Source organism: Methylobacterium sp. Leaf85, from assembly GCF_001422125.1.
GTDB classification, from domain to species: domain Bacteria; phylum Pseudomonadota; class Alphaproteobacteria; order Rhizobiales; family Beijerinckiaceae; genus Methylobacterium; species Methylobacterium bullatum.
This window is the reverse complement of record NZ_LMME01000023.1, coordinates 475,447-496,009: the sequence shown is the minus strand read 5'-3', so window position 1 is coordinate 496,009 and position 20,563 is coordinate 475,447. Positions and strand designations below refer to the sequence as shown.

General features: G+C 67.2%; 23 protein-coding genes. 6 read left to right on the top strand and 17 right to left on the bottom strand.

Annotation, left to right across the window (positions count from 1 at the left end):
• Positions 1 to 51: 51 nt before the first annotated feature.
• The 8 genes from ASF08_RS14565 to ASF08_RS14530 all read right to left on the bottom strand — a co-directional run bounded on the left by ASF08_RS14565 (position 52) and on the right by ASF08_RS14530 (position 5,814).
• The gene (locus ASF08_RS14565) at positions 52 to 663 is read right to left on the bottom strand and encodes a glutathione S-transferase family protein (RefSeq protein WP_056146621.1); all 612 of its coding nucleotides are present in this window, start codon (positions 661 to 663) and stop codon (positions 52 to 54) included.
• A gap of 114 nt (positions 664 to 777) precedes the next feature.
• Positions 778 to 1,959: a poly(ethylene terephthalate) hydrolase family protein gene (locus tag ASF08_RS14560; protein ID WP_056146478.1), complete on the bottom strand. Its 1,182-nt coding sequence runs from the start codon at positions 1,957 to 1,959 to the stop codon at positions 778 to 780.
• A gap of 158 nt (positions 1,960 to 2,117) precedes the next feature.
• Positions 2,118 to 2,327 carry a hypothetical protein gene (locus tag ASF08_RS14555; RefSeq protein ID WP_238253782.1) on the bottom strand — a complete coding sequence of 70 codons (210 nt, stop codon included), beginning with the start codon at positions 2,325 to 2,327 and terminating at the stop codon, positions 2,118 to 2,120.
• A gap of 111 nt (positions 2,328 to 2,438) precedes the next feature.
• Positions 2,439 to 2,873, bottom strand: a complete 435-nt coding sequence (locus ASF08_RS14550) for a response regulator (protein ID WP_056146617.1) — start codon at positions 2,871 to 2,873, stop codon at positions 2,439 to 2,441.
• Positions 2,874 to 3,109: 236 nt separating this feature from the next.
• A complete protein-coding gene (locus tag ASF08_RS14545) occupies positions 3,110 to 4,009 on the bottom strand; it encodes a dienelactone hydrolase family protein (protein WP_056146476.1) in 900 nt (299 codons plus the stop codon).
• Between the two features lie 70 nt (positions 4,010 to 4,079).
• Positions 4,080 to 4,541, bottom strand: a complete 462-nt coding sequence (locus ASF08_RS14540) for a hypothetical protein (RefSeq protein WP_056146474.1) — start codon at positions 4,539 to 4,541, stop codon at positions 4,080 to 4,082.
• Between the two features lie 157 nt (positions 4,542 to 4,698).
• Positions 4,699 to 5,184 carry a DUF192 domain-containing protein gene (locus ASF08_RS14535; RefSeq protein WP_056146472.1) on the bottom strand — a complete coding sequence of 162 codons (486 nt, stop codon included), beginning with the start codon at positions 5,182 to 5,184 and terminating at the stop codon, positions 4,699 to 4,701.
• Positions 5,185 to 5,196: 12 nt separating this feature from the next.
• Positions 5,197 to 5,814 (bottom strand): cold-shock protein, encoded by a 618-nt coding sequence (locus ASF08_RS14530; protein ID WP_056146470.1) that lies wholly within the window; start codon positions 5,812 to 5,814, stop codon positions 5,197 to 5,199.
• A gap of 443 nt (positions 5,815 to 6,257) precedes the next feature.
• Here ASF08_RS14530 and ASF08_RS14525 point away from each other — a divergent pair, with 443 nt between their 5' ends.
• The gene (locus ASF08_RS14525; RefSeq protein WP_056146615.1) at positions 6,258 to 7,295 is read left to right on the top strand and encodes a heparan-alpha-glucosaminide N-acetyltransferase; all 1,038 of its coding nucleotides are present in this window, start codon (positions 6,258 to 6,260) and stop codon (positions 7,293 to 7,295) included.
• Positions 7,296 to 7,399: 104 nt separating this feature from the next.
• Here the strand turns inward: ASF08_RS14525 and efp are convergent, their stop codons facing one another.
• Positions 7,400 to 7,966: an elongation factor P gene (efp, locus tag ASF08_RS14520; RefSeq protein WP_018044413.1), complete on the bottom strand. Its 567-nt coding sequence runs from the start codon at positions 7,964 to 7,966 to the stop codon at positions 7,400 to 7,402.
• 160 nt (positions 7,967 to 8,126) lie between these two features.
• On the opposite strand from efp, the gene epmA reads away from it, so the two are divergent.
• Genes epmA through ASF08_RS14505 form a run of 3 tightly spaced genes read left to right on the top strand, consistent with a single transcriptional unit; the run spans position 8,127 to position 11,144 of the window.
• The gene (gene epmA, locus ASF08_RS14515) at positions 8,127 to 9,200 is read left to right on the top strand and encodes an EF-P lysine aminoacylase EpmA (protein WP_056146468.1); all 1,074 of its coding nucleotides are present in this window, start codon (positions 8,127 to 8,129) and stop codon (positions 9,198 to 9,200) included.
• Complete coding sequence (locus ASF08_RS14510) at positions 9,197 to 10,282, top strand: lysine-2,3-aminomutase-like protein (RefSeq protein ID WP_056146466.1); 1,086 nt, start codon at positions 9,197 to 9,199, stop codon at positions 10,280 to 10,282. The genes epmA and ASF08_RS14510 overlap by 4 nt, the downstream gene beginning before the upstream one ends.
• Positions 10,283 to 10,331: 49 nt before the next feature.
• Positions 10,332 to 11,144 (top strand): YdcF family protein, encoded by an 813-nt coding sequence (locus ASF08_RS14505; protein ID WP_018044416.1) that lies wholly within the window; start codon positions 10,332 to 10,334, stop codon positions 11,142 to 11,144.
• A 20-nt stretch (positions 11,145 to 11,164) separates the two neighbouring features.
• Here ASF08_RS14505 and ASF08_RS14500 read toward each other — a convergent pair whose 3' ends face one another.
• The 3 genes from ASF08_RS14500 to ASF08_RS14490 all read right to left on the bottom strand — a co-directional run bounded on the left by ASF08_RS14500 (position 11,165) and on the right by ASF08_RS14490 (position 12,743).
• Positions 11,165 to 11,461 (bottom strand): DUF3253 domain-containing protein, encoded by a 297-nt coding sequence (locus ASF08_RS14500; protein WP_018044417.1) that lies wholly within the window; start codon positions 11,459 to 11,461, stop codon positions 11,165 to 11,167.
• Complete coding sequence (locus ASF08_RS14495) at positions 11,458 to 12,195, bottom strand: DUF599 domain-containing protein (RefSeq protein WP_018044418.1); 738 nt, start codon at positions 12,193 to 12,195, stop codon at positions 11,458 to 11,460. The genes ASF08_RS14500 and ASF08_RS14495 overlap by 4 nt, the downstream gene beginning before the upstream one ends.
• Before the next feature lie 158 nt (positions 12,196 to 12,353).
• On the bottom strand, positions 12,354 to 12,743 hold the full coding sequence (locus ASF08_RS14490; RefSeq protein ID WP_422395344.1) for an acylphosphatase: 390 nt from the start codon (positions 12,741 to 12,743) through the stop codon (positions 12,354 to 12,356).
• 187 nt (positions 12,744 to 12,930) lie between these two features.
• Here ASF08_RS14490 and ASF08_RS14485 point away from each other — a divergent pair, with 187 nt between their 5' ends.
• Positions 12,931 to 14,022, top strand: a complete 1,092-nt coding sequence (locus tag ASF08_RS14485; protein ID WP_056146463.1) for a DUF4272 domain-containing protein — start codon at positions 12,931 to 12,933, stop codon at positions 14,020 to 14,022.
• A gap of 87 nt (positions 14,023 to 14,109) precedes the next feature.
• Here the strand turns inward: ASF08_RS14485 and ASF08_RS14480 are convergent, their stop codons facing one another.
• The 4 genes from ASF08_RS14480 to ASF08_RS14465 all read right to left on the bottom strand — a co-directional run bounded on the left by ASF08_RS14480 (position 14,110) and on the right by ASF08_RS14465 (position 18,259).
• Positions 14,110 to 14,541 (bottom strand): gamma-glutamylcyclotransferase, encoded by a 432-nt coding sequence (locus ASF08_RS14480; protein ID WP_026176033.1) that lies wholly within the window; start codon positions 14,539 to 14,541, stop codon positions 14,110 to 14,112.
• Positions 14,542 to 14,665: 124 nt separating this feature from the next.
• Entirely contained in the window at positions 14,666 to 16,669 is a 2,004-nt protein-coding gene (locus ASF08_RS14475; protein WP_018044422.1) for an acetyl-CoA carboxylase biotin carboxylase subunit, read from the bottom strand.
• 249 nt (positions 16,670 to 16,918) lie between these two features.
• The gene (locus tag ASF08_RS14470; protein ID WP_056146461.1) at positions 16,919 to 17,371 is read right to left on the bottom strand and encodes a hypothetical protein; all 453 of its coding nucleotides are present in this window, start codon (positions 17,369 to 17,371) and stop codon (positions 16,919 to 16,921) included.
• A gap of 204 nt (positions 17,372 to 17,575) precedes the next feature.
• The gene (locus ASF08_RS14465; RefSeq protein WP_056146459.1) at positions 17,576 to 18,259 is read right to left on the bottom strand and encodes a L,D-transpeptidase; all 684 of its coding nucleotides are present in this window, start codon (positions 18,257 to 18,259) and stop codon (positions 17,576 to 17,578) included.
• 184 nt (positions 18,260 to 18,443) lie between these two features.
• Here ASF08_RS14465 and ASF08_RS14460 point away from each other — a divergent pair, with 184 nt between their 5' ends.
• Complete coding sequence (locus ASF08_RS14460; RefSeq protein WP_018044425.1) at positions 18,444 to 19,379, top strand: histone deacetylase family protein; 936 nt, start codon at positions 18,444 to 18,446, stop codon at positions 19,377 to 19,379.
• A gap of 7 nt (positions 19,380 to 19,386) precedes the next feature.
• Here the strand turns inward: ASF08_RS14460 and ribB are convergent, their stop codons facing one another.
• Complete coding sequence (gene ribB, locus ASF08_RS14455) at positions 19,387 to 20,463, bottom strand: 3,4-dihydroxy-2-butanone-4-phosphate synthase (RefSeq protein WP_018044426.1); 1,077 nt, start codon at positions 20,461 to 20,463, stop codon at positions 19,387 to 19,389.
• Between the last annotated feature and the right edge of the window lie 100 nt (positions 20,464 to 20,563).

Sequence of the window (20,563 nt, the reverse complement as noted above, 5' to 3'; positions counted from 1 at the left end):
TTTCGAACTAGCAAGGCGCGCGCCAGCCTTTCCCCACGAACGATGTCCGGTTCAGGCCGCCGGCGGCTTCGTCGCCTCCATGGCGGGGTGCGCGGCAAAGCTCGTGAACCAGGCCGCCAGATCCGGGTACTTCTGCTTCCAGCCGAGTTCGGTGAAGCGCAGGTCGAGATATCCGAGGGCGCAGGCGATGCTGATCGTCCCGATATCGACCCGGTCGGCAAAGCCTCCCGCCCGGTCGTCGAGGGCTGCCAGGGCGCTTCGTATCTTGGCCTCCTGGCCGTCCATCCAGGCGACGGAGCGTTCGGAAGCGTCGCGGGCCGTGAGTTCGTAGCGGATCAGCAGGGCCGCATCGAGGATGCCGTCGGCGATAGATTGCTCGTTGAGCGCCGTCCAGCGGGAGGGGCCGGCCGGCGGGAACAGCGCTCCGCCGGCGCGGGCATCGAGATATTCGCAGATCACCCGGCTGTCGGCCAAGGCGTGGCCCTCGTCATCGAGGAGGGTCGGCACCTGCGCCATGGGGTGATGGGCGAGGATGGTGCCGTCGCGCTTCACCGGATGCGCGGCGCTCGGCAGCAACTCGATACGGTCGACGAGGCCCAGGACATGAGCGCAGGCCATGACCTTCCGCGCGAAGGGCGAGAAGTGCGAATGGAACAGCTTCATCGGGACCTTCCGGGCTCGGTTCGTCGGCATGAGGGGGAACCGGCCCGCTTTCGGCAAAAGTTGTCGCAAAGGCAAGCCCCGGCGACCTGCCGATCGTGCGCGAAGGGGCCGCGATCAGGGCCGGCGGGCGGGCTTCGGCTTGGGCGGTGCGACGGACGCAGGCACCGGGGCCACCGGCGCGGCCACCCGCGCGGGGCGGGGCGTTTCCACGGCGAGACGTTTCACCGGCCAGCCGTCGCTCCAGCGCTCCATGTCGCTGAAACGCGGATTGGCCTTGAGGCTCGTCGGATCCCCGCCGAACGCCGCGGCCGCGGCCAGATCGAACGTCTTCCAGTAGGCGAGATAGTCGAGACTGTCCGCGCGGGAATTGTTGAGTTGAGCCAGCAGCGTCGTCTGTTCGCCGGTCAGCGACATGTCGGCCGACCATTTGAATGGGGCCGGCGGCTGCTTGGGATCCTTCGGGGGCTCCGGCGGCAGCTTGATGGCACCCCCGTCATAGGCGGTGTCCACGGCGCCCGGCGAGGTCAATGTCGCCGTGAGCGACGGGAACCCGTGATCGTCGGAGAGCGCGCGGATGAAGAGCTTGCGCTCGGGCGCGACGGCACTCGCTTCGCGCAGGAGGCGTCTGGCGGCAAGGTCGGCGGCGCGGGCATCCCGGTCGCCTATGACGGTGATGACCAGGGTCTCGGGATCGATCTTCGACAGGTCGCGCAAAACGATCCCCCGGGATTTGGCATCGCTCGCGATCCCGCCCGGCATGATCGCGAAGACGAGACGGGGCACCGGCAGGCCCGCCTCCCCGGCATCGGCAGCGAGGTTCGCGGCGATCGGTGCACCCGCGAGGTGGCCGATCAGGGCGACGCGCTTCAGGTCGGGCTTGGCATCGGGATCGGTCTCGAGATCCGCGAGGGCGGCCTTCACCAGTTTCTCGGCGTTGCCGGTGGCATCCGCCGGCCTCGTCCGGTTGATCTCCTGGAAGCGGGGAAACACGACGAGATACCCGGCCCTGGCGAGGTGATCGATCCATGCTCCGTAAGGCAACGGGTTGGGCGAACCCCAGGCGTGCAGGAAAACGACGACGGGTCGCCCTTCCGCCGGTGCCGCACCGGCCGCGTGGAAGACGAAGGTCGCCGCACTGGGGCGCCCGAGCGCCCGTTTCACGATGGAGACGGAGCGATCTCCAATCCCGCCCGGGCCTTGGGCGGGCTGATTGGGCGGTGTCGCGCCGAGGACCGGTTCGCACAACGACGCGACGACAAGCGAGGCGCCGAGAACGAGGCAGGCTTTCAAACGCATGACGGGCTCGTCAGATCGATCCGGAGGGGCGCGCCCGGAATATCAGGTTTTCAGCGATGAAGGCGAGACGATCCCGGTTTCCCGCCAAGTCCTGACGGATTGCGTCATTCGGGCCGCACCAATGGTAGGATCAGGATCGCGACAAGAGAGACATCGCCCTATCGCGTCTCCGCTCCCGGATTGCATCTGTCGTCGATGAGCTTCGCCAGACGAAGCAATTCCTCGGGCACGGAATGGTCGATGATCTCGCTGTACATCGTGCGCAGATTGTCGCCGACATTCTGCATCATCCTCGACTCCGAGTAGACGGTATACGATTGTCCTGATCGACTGATATTGGCCATGGTCATCGTGGCGGTGGTGCTCATTTGAAGCTCGTGCAGTATGGTTCCATCAATCATGAACCCATGGACCAACGGCTGGAGCCGAAGAAGTTTCCTTTTAAACTGGGATAATTGTGGCTGCCGGCCGAACGACCATCAGGGGGTGTTGCCGCCGATCCTGTCGATGCCCGGCACTTGCTCGGGCGTGCGGCCTGAAGCCTCTTCGACCCAGGCCAGGATATCCGACGCCCGCCACGGCTTCGGGATGAAGGTCGCGGAAACCCGCAGGTCGCTCGGCTGATCGCCGGCATCGCCGGAGGTCAGCAGAACCCGCACGCGGGGCCAGGTGACGCCGATGATCCGGGCGAGTTCGAAACCGCCGATGGGACCGGGGGTACGCACATCGGAGAAGACGACGCTCACCGCACCGTCCTTCTCGTTCAGGATTGCCAAGGCTCGCTCGGCGGTTTCCGCCTCGATGACGCTGAAGCCGGTCTCTTCCAGTAAAGCGGCCGCGAGAAATCGCTCGTCGGGTTCGTCCTCCACGACGAGGATCACCGGTTTCGCGCCCGATGGATTCACAGCACTCATGGGTCCGGAACGCTCTTCAGGGCTGACGGCCGCATCGGCCGCCATCCCAGCAACGCTATGTAGTCCTGCCCGTCAATGTGTCGATCCAGCGCTCGGATCATGAATTTCGACGGGTTCGCGTCGCAAAATCATGATCAAGGTGCCGGTTTCTCAATTCTTGCAGAGGGAACGCTCTCACGGGAGGTGGCTGATCCCCCCGTCGAGCCATTCTTCGCGCCGGTGCACTGCGGTACGATTTACCCGACCCCGTGGCTTTTGAGAAACGCCAGAGCGCGAGCCCAACCCTGCTCGGCGCTGTCCTTGCGATAGCTCGGCCGGTAATCGGCGTGAAACCCGTGCGGCGCCTCCGGGAACACGACGAGCTCGACGCTGCGCCCCGCGGCGTTCGCCCGGTCGCGGGCGTCCTCGACGCTGGCCACGGGAATGCCCGTATCGGCGCCGCCGTAGATCGCGAGGAGTGGTGCATGGAGATCGGTCGCCACGTCCCCCGCCGTTTTGGGCTGAAGCTCCGTGCGGTCGCCGCCGAGCGGGCCGTACCACGCCACCGCTGCCTTCAGGTCGCGTCTGTGCGCCGCGTAGAGCCATGCTCCGCGTCCTCCGCGACACCAACCCATCGTGCCGATCCGCCCGGCATCGGCTTTCGAATCGGCGATGGCCCAGGATGAAGCGGCGTCGAGATCCGCGATCCACTGGGCGTCCGGGGTCTTCAGGATGACATCGCGGACGATCGCCTTCACGTCCGTCATCTTCGAGAGATCGCCTTGCCGCGCGTAAAGTTCGGGCGCGACCGCGCAATAGCCGACCTTGGCCAGCCGACGGCAAACATCCTTGATGTATTCGTGAACCCCGAAAATCTCTTCGATGACGAGAATCAGGGGAAACGGACCCGCCCCTTCGGGCATCGCCCGATAACCCGGCATCGGCCCGTCGGCCGCCGGAATCTTCACCTCACCGGCAACGAGACCGGCCGAATCCGTCGTGACCACCTGCGCCTGCGCATTCGCCTCGGCCAGGGTGAACCCGGCGATGAGGCTCGTCATGACGAAGCCCCGCCGCGAGAAGGGCGGGACCACGAGCCCGTCGAAGCCGCCCAGTCCCTTGCTCCGCTGGTCCTTGTCCGTCCCGTGATCGTCCATGGGATGCTCTCCTGCCCGGCGCCGTACGACGCGTCTTCAGACAACTAGAGTATCACCGGCCGAGGTCACGTCAGGACAGGGCCGCGCGCACCATCTCGACCTCGTCCTTCCGGCCGGCACCATTGCGATGCGGGGACGGACGGTTATCCGACGCGGCGGGCCGCCGCCGGGCTATGGATTTCGGACGCACCAGTTCCGCCAGCTTGGTGAAGCCTTCGCTGCCGGGCTGACCGCCCTGCCCCATCCGGAGACCGAAGCCGGTGACGAAGGACTGCGCCAAAGCCTCGTCGCGCTCCACATCGAACAGATCGGCGGCCGCCTGGAACGCCTCACGGAACGGGCGCAGGGAACACCAGCTCTTCTCCGCAAGATGGAGCGGCCATTCCCAAAGGCCCGTCTCGGAGCGCCGCCCCAACCCGTCGCGCGCGATGAAATATCCGGTCCCGCGATGCTCCAGACCATCCGCGATCACGCGCCAGTCGGCGTTCTCGAACAGGACCACTTCTTCGCTCGAAGCCTCAAGATCGATCATCGCGTTCCCCTGCCATCGTCGAGGAGTGCGCTGACGCAGTCTCACTCACTCATGGAACAATGAGGGAACATTGGTGGGAAACCGAACGGGCGTCAAGACGCTTGTTCACGCTGCGTTCGCTTAAGACCGCCGGTCGAGGACGACCGATACTCAGTTTTCAGCGCGATCCGAACATCGTGTGCTCGACCCGGTCGCCCGCCTTGATGCCGAGCTTGGCCGTCGTGCCGGCGTTGAGCTCCAACACCGCCACCACGGGTTCGCCCGATGGGATGACCTTGGTCGACAGGGGCTCGGTATTCGTCGCAATCCGGGCGATGCTTCCGTCGGGCCGGATGAAGAGCATGTCGAGGGGCAGGTAGGTGTTCTTCATCCACATGGCGACGCGTTCGATTTTCTGGAAGTCGAACAGCATGCCGTGCTCGGGCGGCATCGAGCGGCGAAACATCAGGCCGCGCGAGCGCGATTCGTCGTCCCGCATCACCTCGACGGAAAAGCTGTGCCGGGTACCCCTGCTGGCGATTTCCAGAGGTTCCGTCGCCGCGACCTCCTGAGCGGTGGCGGCGCCGAGGCCCGCCAGGATGGCGACGAGGATCAGGAGCGCGCGCAAGGGCGCGAACGAGCGGGCGGCGTTGAACGATGTCACGTGGTCATTCCGTCAGTGGGAGGCGGGCAGCGCGCCGTCCAGAAGCCGAACCTCGGCCGCCATCTTGCCCTTCGAACCGTCGCCATACCGAACGAGAACGGTCTCACCGGGCTTCAGTTCGGCGATGCCGTAGCGACGCAACGTTTCCATATGGACGAAGATGTCGGGAGAGCCGTCGCCACGGCTGAGGAAGCCGAATCCGCGCAGACGGTTGAACCACTTCACCACCGCCGTCTCGAGCCCGCTCGTCGCCGTCACGCTCACATGTGTGCGGGGCATGGGGAGTTCGGACGGATGCGTCGCCGTCGACTGATCGAGGGAGATCACCCGGAAAGCCTGCCAGCCACGCGGCCGCTCGGTGGCTTCCACCACGATCCGTGCGCCCTCGCTCGCCGCCTGATGTCCATCGCGGCGAAGGCAGGTGATATGAACCAGCACGTCGGCGGAGCCGTCGTCCGGCAGGATGAAGCCGAACCCTTTCGAGACGTCGAACCACTTGATGCGGCCTGATACCTCGACGAGGTCGAGGGGGCGCAGCACCTCTCCGTCGGCGAGATCGGTGCTTCGCCCGTTGACCGATTCCCCCGAGGCGTGAAGCCCATGCGCGCCTGATCCGACATCGTCCGACATGTAAGCAACCCACACCGAATCACGCGTCGCGATCCGCACCACAGATTAACAAAGTCACAACCCGGCGGAAGCCCGTTTGACCGACAACGACTGCGGCGATTGATACATTCTTCAGCATATCGGCTCGGGCGCAACAGGCCGTCCGGGACGCGGCATTTGCGCCGAATCTTTCCCGAGGCCTCTATCGCAGATCCTCTCTGCCGAGTGGCGGGGCGGGTTCGGGCCGATCACGATCGGTCGCCATCATGTCGGGAGAAGCCCTGCATTTGTTCATCGCGCCGGAGCGAACGGATGATCCCGCGATCGGCGGTGCCCTTGCGTCGGACTCACCACCGGCGATAGCCAACGCGGATGATCCAGACCTTCCTTTCCGTGGCGAAGCCTTCGCCCTGCCCGCGCTCATGCGCCCGGCCCGAACGGCAGCCCCATCCGAGGCCGGGCGCATGAGCGCCTCGACGGCGAGCCCCGTCACGGGTGCCGAAGCGCCACAATCCACCACCCGGTTCCGCGAGGCCCGGCGGTTCGATCTCATCGACGTCGCGCGCGGCATCGCTCTCCTGGCGATGGCCGTCTACCACACCACCTGGGATCTCGGAGATCTGAGGCTCACGCCGGAGAACTACGCCCTGGCGCCGCTGGGCAAGGTCGCGGCCCATCTCATCGCCGGCACGTTCCTCGTGCTCGTCGGCATCGGCCTCGTCCTGATGAACCGGGACGGTCTCCGGCCCCGCGCGTTTCTCCTGCGGCTCGCGCGGATCGGCATCGCCGCCCTCCTCACTACGGCGGCGACATTCTACACCTTTCCCGACAGCTACATCTTCTTCGGAATCCTGCACTGCATCGCCGTATCGAGCGTGCTCGCCGTGCCGTTCCTGCGGGTCTCGCCGGTGGCGGCACTGGTGGTCGGCATCGTCGTGCTGGCAACGCCCGCCGTCATGGCGAACCCGGATTATCACCTCGCCGTCTTCGACGATCCGATCCTGAGTTTCCTCGGCCTCGGCATGCTGCCGCCCCGCACCAACGATTACGTGCCCCTGTTTCCCTGGTTCGGGCTGGTTCTCTTGGGGCTCGCACTGGCACGCCTGGGATTGCCGGCCTTCATGCGCAGTCGCCTGTCACAGTGGCGGCCGGGATCGCTCCCCTCGCGGGGGCTGGCCCTGGCCGGGCGCCACAGCCTCGCTGTGTATCTCGTGCACCAGCCGCTTCTGCTCGCCCTGCTGACGGGCGTCGTGACCGTGACCGGTCCGCATCCGAAGGCCGGTCTCGTTGCATTCCGTCAGGATTACCGCACGCAGTGTGAGGCGACCGGGGGCAATGCGCAGACATGCCGAGTGGCCGCCCGCTGCGTCGCCGATGCCCTCCAGCGCGAGAATCTGTGGGCGATCAAGGGGCGGAGTTTCAACGCGGAGGAGCGGGCGAAGGCCCAGGCTCTGTCCCAATCCTGTTACGAAACGGCCGATGGTCCAGCGGTATCGCCGTGAGGCCGTCTTGAACGAAAGGCACCCGCCTCACGAGGGAGGCGGGTGCCCAAGCCTTCGATGAACACGAGCCTAGAGGATCCACGGTGATCGGGGATCCTCGATCCTCAATCCTTGGCGCGTTCCACGTAGGAACCGTCTTCCGTCAGGATCACCACGCGGGTGCCCACCGCCACATGCGGCGGTACGGCGGTGCGCACGCCGTTGGACAGGATCGCCGGCTTGTAGGAGGAGGAGGCCGTCTGGCCCTTCATCGCCGGCTCGGTCTCGGTGATCTCGAGGGTGACGCGCTGGGGCAGTTCGACCGTGAGGGGCACGTCGTTATGCGAGGCCAGCATCACCTTCATGCCTTCCTGCAGGTACGGCGCGGCGCTGCCGACGACGTCCTTGGGCACCGCCACCTGATCGTAGTTCTCAGGGTTCATGAAGTGGTAGCCCTCACTGTCCTCGTACAGGAAGGTGTGCTCGCGATCCTCGACGAAGGCGCGTTCCACCGATTCGGTGGTGCGGTAGCGCTCGGACACCTTCACCCCGTCGGTGATGCGGCGCATATCGAGCTGCGTCACGGGAGTGCCCTTGCCGGGGTGGATGTTCTCCACCGTCAGGATGACGTAGAGCTTGCCGTCCTTGTCGACGACGTTGCCCTTGCGGAGCGTAGAGGCGATCACCTTCACGGGGTCAGATCCTGTTCGAGACAATATATGCGATGCCCCGGCGCGGATTCGGCCCGCGGGAGCGACATCTGTGCCTCGCCACTAACCTATCCGGCGGCCTCTTGCCAGCAGCACGGCGCCGGCATGCGCATTTGGCGTGCCGGCTACGGGACGCGCGGGCGTGACCGGTTCTCCCTCGCCCTGGTGGGCACCGCACCGCCATGCCGACCGCCGCCCGGCTCTCCTCGCGCGAAACCGCATCGTCGCGGCCCTGCGCCGGCATTTCGCGGCCCGCGACTTCGTCGAGGTCGAAGCCGCCGCCCTCCAGGTCTCGCCGGGCAACGAGGCCCATCTCTCGGCCTTCGCCACCTCGGCCATCGGCCATGACGGAGCCGCCTCCCCGTTCTATCTCCACACGTCGCCGGAATTCGCCTGCAAGAAGCTGATGGCGGCGGGTGAGACGCGGCTGTTCAGTCTGGCGCGGGTGTTCCGCAACCGCGAGCGCGGTCCCCTGCACCATCCGGAATTCACCATGCTCGAATGGTACCGGGCCGGCGAGGACTACGAGGTGTTGATGCGCGACTGCGCCGACATCCTGGCGCTGGCTGCCGACGAGGCGAAGGCACGCTCCTTCCGCTTTCGCGGCCGGGAATCCGATCCCTTCGCGGATTTCGAGCGCCTCACCCTCGCCGAGGCGTTCGAGCGCCATGCCGGCATCGACCTCCTGGCGACGATCGAGCCCGGCGGCGGCACGGACAGGGACGGCCTCGCCGCAGCGGTGGCCGCCTGTGGCCTGCGGGTGGCGGCCGACGATTCCTGGGCCGACCTGTTCAGCCGCGTCCTTGTCGCCCTGATCGAGCCGAAGCTCGGCGACGGGCGGCCGACCCTGCTCTACGAATATCCCGTGAGCGAGGCGGCCCTGGCTCGTCCCAGCGCCCGCGATCCCCGCGTGGCGGAGCGGTTCGAGCTCTACGCCTGCGGCGTCGAGCTTGCCAACGCCTTCGGCGAGCTCACCGACCCGCACGAGCAGCGGCGCCGGTTCGAGATCGAGATGGCGGAGAAGGCGCGGATCTACGGTGAGACCTACCCGATCGACGAGGATTTCCTCTCGGCCCTGGCCATCATGCCGGAAGCGAGCGGCATCGCGCTGGGCCTCGACAGGCTGGTCATGCTCGCGGTCGGCGCGCCGCGCATCGACGACGTGATCTGGACGCCGGTCGCGGAGACGCCGGCGGCGATGGATGGCAACGCGTGAACAGGCCGCTTCCCCATTCCCTTCCCCGCTCCCTCCGCAACCCCGCGCAACTCGTCGAAGCCGGGCTCGTCGCGGCCTCCGATCTTCCCGCGCTCGAAGCCGTGGCGGCGCGATACGCTGTCTCGGTGACGCCCGACATGGCCGAACTCATCGACCCCACCGATTCCGCCGACCCCATCGCCCGCCAGTTCCTGCCCCGCGCGGAGGAACTGGCGACACGTCCGGAGGAGGATTCGGACCCGATCGGCGATGCCGCGCATTCGCCGCTTCCAGGCCTCGTCCATCGCTATCCCGACCGGGTGCTGCTGAAGCCGCTGCATGTCTGCCCGGTCTATTGCCGCTTCTGCTTCCGCCGCGAGATGGTGGGGCCGGATGGGCTCGGCACCCTGAGCGAGGACGAACTCGCCGCCGCTTTCGCCTATATCGCCGACCGGCCCGACATCTGGGAGGTGATCCTCACCGGCGGCGACCCCTTCGCCCTCTCGGCCCGCCGGCTCGGGCAGATCGCCGAGGCCCTCGCCGTCATTCCGCACGTCAAGGTCCTGCGCATCCATACCCGCGTGCCGGTGGTCGAGCCCGCCCGCGTGGACGACGATCTCGTCGTTGCCCTGAAGCGCTTCGGCGGCGCGGTCTACGTCGCGCTCCACGCCAATCATCCGCGCGAATTCACGCCGGCCGCGACAGCCGCCATCGCCCGTCTCGTCGATGCCGGCATCCCGATGGTGAGCCAGACGGTGCTCCTCGCCGGGGTCAACGACGACCCGGAGACCCTCGCGAGCCTGATGCGGAGATTCGTCGAGAACCGGGTGAAGCCCTACTACCTCCATCACGGTGATCTCGCTCCGGGCACCGGCCACCTGCGCACCGGATTGGCGGCGGGGCGCGATCTCATGGGGCGCCTGCGCGGGCGCCTGTCCGGCCTCGCCCAGCCGCTCTACGTCCTCGATATTCCCGGCGGCCACGGCAAGGTGCCGGTGGGGCCGTCCTATCTCGGGGCCGACGAATCCGGCTGGCGGGTCACCGACCCGCAGGGGCAGGAGCATCCCTACCCGCCGGATGCGGACGGACCGGATCGGGACTGACCCACACACGCGGAATCGTCCGGCAGATACGAGGCTTCAGGGTCCAGACATGTTCTTTCCGCTCTCGAAACTGATCTATTTCGTGATCACGCCGTCGAACTTCTTCATCCTGATCGGGCTTCTCGGCTGCGTCCTGATGTTCGGCGGCTGGACGCCGCGCCTCGGGCGCGGGCTGGCCCTCCTCGGCTTCGCCGGGCTCTTCCTCGGCGGTCTCCTGCCTCTCTCCGCCTGGATCGCCCTGCCCCTCGAAAACCGGTTCCCACGCTTCGCGGAGGACGGTGCACCGATCACGGGCGTGATCGTGCTGGGTGGCGCGGTGGAGACCCAGACGACGCTGGCGCGCGGCCAGCTCTCGGTGAACGATGCCGGCGAGCGCCAGATCGCCTTCGCGGATCTCGCCCGCCTCTACCCGCAGGCGCGGCTCCTCTTCTCCGGGGGGAGCGGATTGCTCGGCAACGACGGGACGTCCGAGGCCGCGATCGTCAGCCGCTTCGCCGATACGCTCGGGCTGCCGCGCACGCGCCTGATCCTGGAAGACCGCTCGCGCAACACCCACGAGAACGCGCGCTTCTCGGCCGATCTGGTCAAGCCGGTGACGGGTGAACGCTGGCTGCTCGTCACCTCCGCCTGGCACATGCCGCGCGCCATCGGCTGCTTCCGCCAGGCCGGTTTCGACGTGACGGCCTATCCGGTCGATTACCGCACGGTGGGATGGAGCGACGCGTGGAAGCCGAAGAGCTTCGCCTCCGATGGGCTGCTGGTCCTCGACCTCGTGGTCAAGGAATGGATCGGGCTGATCGTCTACCGGCTCGCCGGCTACACCGACGCGCTGCTGCCGGCGCCGCAGGCGAAGTCCGACTGACCCCTTCGCGGCGGCGCGGCTCAGGCTTCCCCGGTGTCCGGGGCGGGCATTCCGAGGCGGTAGATCCCGCGAAAGTCGTCCGGGTCGGCCACGGGCTTGCCCTTGCGCAGGATGGCGATGCGGCCTTCCTTGGTGAGGCGCACGGCCATGCGGCGAACCGGCTGCATCAGCGGGCTCCAGGCGTCCGGATGCGGCCCGCCGAGATGACGCGCGACTTCCGAGGGGCAGACGGTCTTGCCTTCGCCTCGCTCGGCGACGAGGCGGAGGATCGATTCGCCGATCTCCTCCTCGCTCACGGATTTGCGCTCTGTGCTCATGACTCGGTGTCCTGCAGGGTGGCCTCGTCGTCCTCGTTGAGGAGGATGGCGCGGATGTCGGAGGTGAATTGCCGGCGCCACATGACACAGATAACGGCCGTGGTGGCGATCATCAGGAACCAGGCATTCACGAACCAGCCGAGATAGGCCAGCGCGAAGAGGAACGCGCGCTGCCCCTTCGCGAAATGGCTGCCGGCGGCGATGTTCATGGCGGCGGCCCGGCGGGCGGCGCGGTCCATGTCGGCTTTCGGGGCGCCTGTGCCCTTGGGAGGCACCGCCCCGATGAGGATCGCGCCGTAATTGAACAGGCGGTAGGCCCAGGCGAATTTGAAGAACGCGTAGACGAAGACCATGGCGAGGCCCGCCACTTTGATCTCCCAGGTGACGCGGGTGGCGATGGCGCCGAAGGGCAGCGCGCCGAACAGGGTGAGCACGTCGTCGCCGGAGCGGGACAGGGTCAGCACGCCGCCGAGCGCGATGAGGGAGGTCGAGGCGAAGAAGGCCGTCCCGTTCTGGAGGGAGGCGTTGATCGTGGTGTCGACCACGCGGTTGTCGCGGACGGTGAGCTGGCGCGACCATTCCTCCCGCTGGCGGTTCATGATCTGGCTCAGACTCGTGCGCCGCCCGCGCATCCGCGCCACCGCTATGCCGTAGCCGGCCCAGGCGGTGACGAAGTAGAGGAGGCCGGCGATGTCGAGCGGCGAGAAATCCGCGAGGGTGAACGGGTGCTGCATGGGCTCTGATCGCTTCCCGGCTTGTGGCCGACCGGAACCCGGTCTCACCTGTCCGCCTGCGGCGCGGACCATAGGGCATCGGCCCGATCCGTGGGAAACGAATCTCTGACGGTGACGGATCGGAGTAACCCGCTGTCATGGACGACGGCGGAGGGAGATCAGTCTCGCAGGATGCGAAATCCCGCATCGGGCGGATCGGCCGCGTCGATCGCCTCGACCGAGGACACGGCGGCGCCTGCGGGCCCCAGCCGGCAGGCATCGAGCATGGCGGCGACCGCCTCGGACGCTCCGCTGAACCTGGCTTCCACACCGCCATCCGCGCGGTTGCGGACATGCCCGTTCAGGCCGCGACGTTCCGCTTCGCGTGAGGTCCAGTACCGGTAGCCGACGCCCTGCACCCGGCCGCTGATCACCACGTCGACGGTTCTGATCGTATCCAGGGAAACGCTCCTCTCAGGTTCGCGCGCCCGAACCGGGGCGATCTCGTGGCTGGAAACTCGGCTCGACTCAACAAGCAAATGGTGTTGCGATGACTTTCGTCCGAACATGATGGGTGCGGGACATCAGGCAAGCACGTCCTGCCGGGTCCGCCATCGACGGCATCGCGGTGGGCGCTTGAGTCGAAGATGGACGCGAGATATCCGGCCGCCGTCATGGGGCGATCGCGGCGACGCGAAGGTCCCGGCCCCCTCCGGCGCGGTCGGGACACGCGCGAAGTGTCGATAAGGAGCGACGATGGACATTCTCAGGCGACTGTTCGGGCGAAGCCGGGAGCGGTCCGAGGCAGCCCCGGTCGAGACGCTCATCGTCAATGCCTATGCCACCGTCCGCGACCTGCCGCCGCTCGATTTTCCGCATGAATTGTTCGGACGGCGCGATCTGTCCGATCCCGAACTCGCGCCGCATCTCGAAGGGTTCATCGGCTACGTGATGGGACGCGGAGACGGCCAGATGACGGCGTCTCGCTACCATCTCTGGCGTCATCTGCAACGCATTCGAAACCACGTGAGTTTCGAGGTGGTGACCGTTGATCTCGACGACGTGGAAGCCTGGGCGAACGCCGCCAATGCGGTCCTGTTCCTCCCGGACGGGTCCGTGCGAGCGCCCGACATGAAGGTCGTCATCTCGGCCGAGGGTGAATCCGATCCGGCCGCCGTCCTGCCCTATCCGCCCGACGCCGTCGCGCGCCGCGCGCGGACCCTCGACCGCCTGCAAGAGATGGAGCCGAAACCACCGGCCGCCATGCCGCCCGCCATCGGGGAGGCCGAACTCGTCCTGCGACGCCCGGGAGACGTGCTCCGGCGTGCCCTCGCGCTGCTGTATGTCGCCGCCCACGGCCAGGCGCACGCGACCGGCGGCGAGCCGATCGCGGCGGGGCAGCCGGCCTGCAATCCGGTGGGCCTCGATGCCCTGACGCCCCGCGAGACGGGTCAGGTCCGAGCCGTCGCGGCTGAGGACGCCTTCGCCATGACGTGGCGCTACGAGGCCGCCAACACCCTGATCTGGGCTTTGGGCATCGATGCCGCCCGGATCGCCGAAAGCGATCGGCTGATCGATGTCGACGCCCTCTGGCGGTCCGTCGCGGCTCTCGCCAGCGACGGAAGCGCTTCGGGGGAATTGCGTCTTCGCCCGTCCGGAGAGATTCTCGACGCCCTCGACCGAGTGTGGCGGGAGCATTGGATCGTGCGGCAGGCCCGGCAGAAGGACCTCCGCCTCGAGAGCCTCAATGGCGACGTCGTCGCGGAACGCCACGTCGCCCTGAACTGGCTCACCGGGTTCCAGAACGGGCACGAGACCGCGTGGGACGACATCGACACCCCGACGTAGTGGTAGGCGCCGGCGCGCGGGTGCGGGGCGATCTCCTTCGCGACGGCCGGATCGTCTGCCGCCGCAGAGGCTTGGTATGGATTGTCCTCAGCCGCGCGGCGCCCGCAGCCAGCGGCGCATCTCCGCGATATAGGCGGGCGGGAGCGAGGCGGCTTCGGCGGCGGCCAGGACCGGCTGAAGATAATCGGGTCTCGGAGCGCCCGGAACGGCACTGCATCCGAGATAGATCAGAGCGCGTTTCACCCCGGTCGAGGTCGTCACCGGCTGATAGGCTTTGGTATAGAGCCGCCCGGCGACACCCTCGTAGCGGTCGAGGGCCGGCACATCGGCCAGCGCCAGATCCCAGAGGACGCCCCAGACGGTGGATGCGGGGGCCCGAACCACCGAGGCGTAGCCCTCCCGCATGATGATGAAGCGGTGCCGGTTCAGCCGTGCCGTGCCGAGGGAGGTCGAGCCGGGGCAGCGCGCCGCCATGGCGGCGGCATCCATGTTGGCGCCGTAGGAAAAATAGAGGGGCATGGGCTGGGTGACCGGGTGGGTGTTGTCGAGCGCCCCGCCTCCGGTCCCCTGTCCCGGAACGGTGAAGCGCACGGACCGGCTGGGTGAGACGATGCCCACCCCGCCGGTCCGGAGGAAGTGGCCTTCAGGCGAATTCGATGATGACCGCGTCGACCGCCAGGCTGTCGCCTTCCTTCGCGGCGATCTTGGAGATCGTGCCGTCACGCTCGGCGCGCAGGACGTTCTCCATCTTCATCGCCTCGACGATGGCGAGGGGTTCGCCGTTCTTCACTTCCTGGCCTTCCTTGACCAGGATGGCCTTCACCAGACCGGGCATCGGGCAGAGCACCTGCTTGCCGGAGCCGGCATTCTCCTTGACCGGCATCAGGGCGGCGAGCTCCGCCTCGCGCCGGGTGAAGACCCGAGCCTCAGCCGCCGCGCCGCCGTGCTGGAGCGCCACGCCGTTGAGGAGGCCGCGGACCTGGATGGCCACGCGGGTGCCGTCGATCTCTCCCGACCAGACCGGCTCGCCCGGACGCCAGTCGCTCTCCACCGTCCAGGTCTTGCCGTCCTCGGCCGTGACGACGATCTGGTCGCCGAGATCGTCCACCGTCACCGGGTAGGATTGACCGGCGAGGATCACGACGCGGTCGCGCTCGAAATGGAGCAGGGCCGGATCGCGCATCTGGCCCGAGATGCCGCGCTTGCGGGTGTTGAGCTTGTGGTCGATCGCGGCAGCGGCGGCGGCCATGCGCTGGGCGATCTCGCCCGTCGGCTCCGGCGCCGAGAAACCCTCCGGAAATTCCTCGGCGATGAAGCCGGTGGAGATGTTGCCCGAGCGCCAGCGCGGATGCGCCATCAGGGCCGACAGGAACGGAATGTTGTGGCGGATGCCGTCGATGGCGAAGGAATCCAGCGCCTCGCCCTGCGATTCGATCGCCTCGGCGCGGGTCGGCGCCCAGGTCACCAGCTTGGCGATCATCGGATCGTAGTGGATCGCGATCTCGCCGCCCTCCTCCACGCCGGTATCGTTGCGCACGATTGCCGAGCCGAACGGCCCCTCTTCCGGCGGCCGGTAGGTGGTCAGGCGGCCGATGGAGGGCAGGAAGTTGCGGGTCGGGTCCTCGGCATAGACGCGGCTCTCCACGGCCCAGCCGTTGAGCTTCACCTGATCCTGCGTCAGCGGCAGCGCCTCGCCATAGGCCGAGCGGATCATCATCTCCACGAGATCGAGGCCGGTGATCATCTCGGTGACCGGATGCTCGACCTGAAGACGGGTGTTCATCTCGAGGAAGTAGAACGACTTGTCCTGGCCGGCGACGAACTCGACGGTACCGGCTGAATCGTAGGAGACGGCCTTGGCCAAAGCCACGGCCTGCTCGCCCATCTTCTTCCGGGTCGCCTCGTCGAGGAGCGGCGACGGCGCCTCCTCGATGACTTTCTGGTTGCGGCGCTGGATCGAGCATTCGCGCTCGCCGAGATAGATGACGTTGCCGTGCTTGTCGCCGATCACCTGGATCTCGATGTGGCGCGGGTCGGTGATGAACTTCTCCACGAACACGCGGTCGTCGCCGAACGAGGACGCGGCCTCGGACTTGGCGCGGGCGAAGCCCTCCGCGACCTCGTCGGAGGAATAGGCGATGCGCATGCCCTTGCCGCCACCGCCGGCGGAGGCCTTGATCATCACCGGATAGCCGATCTCGTCGGCGATGGTGACGGCGTGTTCAGGACTCTCGATGACGCCGAGGAAGCCCGGCACGGTGGAGACGTTGGCGGCCGACGCGGCCTTTTTCGACTCGATCTTGTCGCCCATGGCGGCGATGGCGCCGGGATTGGGGCCGATGAAGACGATGCCGGCCTCGGCCAGCGCGCGCGGGAACGCCTCGCGCTCGGACAGGAAGCCATAGCCGGGGTGGACCGCCTGGGCGCCGGTCTGCTTGCAGGCCTCGATGATCTTGTCGATGATCAGGTAGGACTGTGCGGCCGGAGCGGGGCCGATATGGACCGCCTCGTCGGCCATCGCCACATGCACGGCGTCCCTGTCGGCATCGGAATAGACGGCGACCGTCTTGATGCCCATCCTGCGCGCGGTCTTGATGATGCGGCACGCAATCTCGCCGCGGTTCGCAATCAGGATTTTCTCGAACATCGGTCCAGGCACTCTGGTGAAGCAGGAAAGGTCACGAGCGCCGTCGCGCTCAAGCTCGTTCCCGTTAAAGCAGTTGTGCGGCTTCGCAAAGCTGGGCCAATGAAGGATTGTTCATGCGCTGCGCCGGGGCGCATGTGTATTCAAAATCACGGGGGATGGCGACCACACCGCCGCGCAGCGGTTGCGCCCGTTTTCCTTGGCCCGAGAGAGCGCGTCGTCGGCCCGCAGACAAGTTCTGACAGCCCGAGCTCAGGCGGCTTCGAGCAGTTCTGCGACGGGGGCCGAGGCGGAACCCTCCGGATGGACGCGACGGTGTGCGCTGCCGATGGCGAAGGCCACGAGGATCTCGTGGCTGGTCTCGGCTTCACGCACGATCTCGAAGGCGATGCGGGCAGCGAGCGGGGTCGGGCCGGCATCGCTGCGCAGGGAGCCGACGAGCCAGCGGGCGATCTCGATATCGACGTAGCCGGTCGGGCGCTCGCCCCAGACGGCGAAATTCACCACTGCGGCGCTGACTAGGTCGGCATAGGAGGCGTCGCTCTGCGGCACGGCCCGGTCGAGGGCGATGAGCATGTCGGCCTCGTCTGCATGCGAGATGCCGTCCGGGAGGATGTCGCGGCCGAGGATCACGACGTCCGCGGCGCTGATGCGGCTGGCGGCGACGACACGGTTACAGAAAAGCTGAAGCGAATGGTTGATCATTGGTTGGTGCCTCCCCGGCTTTATTTGCGCCGGTCTGTGTTTCTGCATGTCGATGACTATGCAGGAGGCACCCGTTCAAGAAGTTAACGGCCAAATCTGAATCAACGTTCAGGTTAAAGCCTGCTCACGAATGAGCCTTTCCGAATCGTATCATTGGACCCAGGCTCCGCCGCCTCGGCGACGGAGCCTGGGTCCAGTTTCGCCTCAGCGGACCACCACCTTGGCGCCGATCGGAACTCGCTCGTAGAGATCGACCACGTCCGCGTTGAGCATGCGGATGCAGCCGGACGACACCGCCTGGCCGATCTTCTCCGGCTCGTTGGTGCCGTGGATGCGGAACAGCGTGTCCTTCTTGCCCTCGGCGAGGTAGAGCGCGCGGGCTCCGATCGGGCTGGTGGGACCGCCCTCGAGGCGCTTGGGCAGTTCCGGGCGGCGGGCGATCATCTCGGGCGGCGGGTTCCAATCCGGCCACTCGCCCTTGCGGTCGACATTGGCGGTGCCGGCCCAGGCCATGCCCGCATGGCCCACGGCCACGGGATAGCGCATCGCCTTCCCGTCCGGCAGAACGTAATAGAGGCGGCGCTCCTTCGTCACGACGATGACGGTGCCGGGGGGCTCGTTCGTCTTGTAGTCGACGGTGGTGCGGGCGATCTTGGGATCGACATTGCCTTGCGGTGCCTGTTTCAGCCATTCCTTGTCGCGGGCCTCACCGGTGAGGGCGGCGGGCTGGGCCAGGGCCGTATGCGCGGTGGGCGGGCTGAGCGGGGTGGTCGCCGTCTGCGTGTTGCAGGCGCCGAGAGCGAGGGCGGACAGGATCGTCGCGGCGCCGAGCGAGCGGCGCAGGACGCCGTAATGGGAGAGGATGGGCGACCGGGTCGTGGGCGACATGTGAGAGTGAGCCTGTCTCGAAGCCAAAGGGCTTCGAAGAATGTGGTTGATGGATTATGTCGCCATCTAACTCGCAGACTGATCGGCGCGTAATCTCGCTACCCTGAACCGTGGCGCATTTGCATCGTATGTTGTGCGGAAAGCACAGTCGGGTCGGGTGGAACGACCAGGATCGTTCGGAGGGATGAGCGTGACGACCCTGTACGTAAGCCACCCCGCCGCGCTGGATCACCAGATGCCCGAGGGGCACCCGGAACGATCGGACCGGATCCGCGCCGTGGAGGCCGCTCTGGAGAAGGAGCGGTTCTCCGGTCTGCTGCGCGAATCGGCGCCCCGCGCCGAGACGGAAACCGTCGCCCTGGCCCATCCCGTTCCCTATGTGGAGGCGATCATCGCGGCCTCCCCGCGGTCCGGCTATATCCAGATCGATTCGGATACGCTGATGTCCCCAGGCACCCTCGACGCGGCCCTGCGCGGCGTCGGCGGCGCCGTCCATGCCGTGGACGCGGTGATGAGCGGGGCCTGTTCGAACGCGTTCGTCGCCATGCGACCGCCCGGCCACCATGCCGAGCGTATGCAGGCGATGGGCTTCTGCCTGTTCAACTCCGCCGCTATCGCCGTCCGCCACGCCAGGGAACGCCACGGAGCCAGCCGCGTGGCGCTGGTGGATTGGGACGTCCACCACGGCAACGGCTCGCAGGACATCTTCTGGGACGATGCGGCGGTGATGTACGCCTCGACCCACGAGATGCCGCTGTTTCCCGGCACGGGCGCGGTGGGCGAGCGTGGCACCCACGACACCATCGTCAACGTGCCGTTACGGGCCGGCGACGACAGCGCAATCTTCCGCGAGAAGTTCGAGAAGGGGGTTCTCTCCCGCCTCTCCGCCTTCGCCCCCGACCTGATCGTGATTTCTGCTGGCTTCGACGCCCACCGCCTCGATCCGCTGGCCAGCGTCGAACTCGACGAGGCGGATTTCGGCTGGGCCACCCGGAAGCTCATGGAGATCGCCGACAAGCATGCCGGCGGCCGGATCGTTTCCGTGCTGGAGGGCGGCTACAGCCTGGACGGTCTCGCCCGTTCGGTCACCGCCCATATGGATGCGCTGATGGGACGGTGAGGATGCCTCACCCGTCCAGCGGCACCTCGCCCAGCAGTTCGATGCCGAAGCCCGACAGGCCGACATAGGAGCGGGACGAGGTCGAGAGGTTGCGGATCGAGACGATGCCGAGGTCGCGTAGGATCTGGGCGCCGAGCCCGACCTCGCGCCATTGCCGCACACGCTGGGCCTCCGCCCCCTCCTCCGCATAGGACGAGAGCGGCACGCCGGCGGTGCCGTCGCGCAGGTAGACGAGAACGCCGCGTCCCTCCTTGGCGAAACGGCGCAGAACGCAGTCGATCGACTTGCCGCCGCCGATCACGTCGGCCACCACGTTGGAGCGATGCAGGCGGACGAGCACGTCACGTCCGTCGCCGATATCGCCCTGGACGAAGGCGAATTGCTGCACCGTCTCGAACGGGGTCGTGTAGGCGAAGCCGGTGAGCTCGCCGAATTCCGACTTCACCGGGAAGGTCCCGACCCGCTCCACTAGCTTCTCGCGCGCCTGGCGGTAGGCGATGAGGTCGGCCACCGAGACGCGCTTGAGGCCGTGCAGTTCCGAAAAGGCCGTGATCTGCGGCCCCTTCATCACAGTGCCGTCATCGTTGGCCAGTTCGCAGATCACGCCCACGGGCGGCAGCCCGGCGAGCTTGCACAGGTCCACCGCCGCTTCCGTGTGGCCGGAGCGCATGAGGACACCGCCATCCTTGGCGATGAGCGGGAAGACGTGGCCGGGGCGGACGAAATCGGACTCACCCATATTGCCGTTGGCGAGCGCCCGAACCGTGTTGCAGCGCTGCTCGGCCGAGATGCCGGTGGTCAGCCCATGCTTCACGTCCACCGTCACCGTGAAGGCGGTGCCGAGCGGCGCATCGTTGGAAGCCACCATCGGGTCGAGCCGCAGACGCCGTGCTTCGGCGCGGGTGAGAGGCGCGCAGACGATGCCGCAGGTGTTGCGGACGATGAAAGCCATCTTCTCCGGCGTGCAGAGCGAGGCCGCGACGACGAGGTCGCCCTCGTTCTCGCGATCGTCGTCATCGGTGACGACGACGATCTCGCCGCGGGCATAGGCCTCGATGGCCTGCGTGACGTGGGTATGGGGCACGGGATATCTCTTCGTCGTCGTATCGCGGGTCTCTCCTCCCCCTTGCGGGGAGGAGCCGGAGGTGGGGGTGGGGGCGGAAAGATCACACCATATCCGGCAC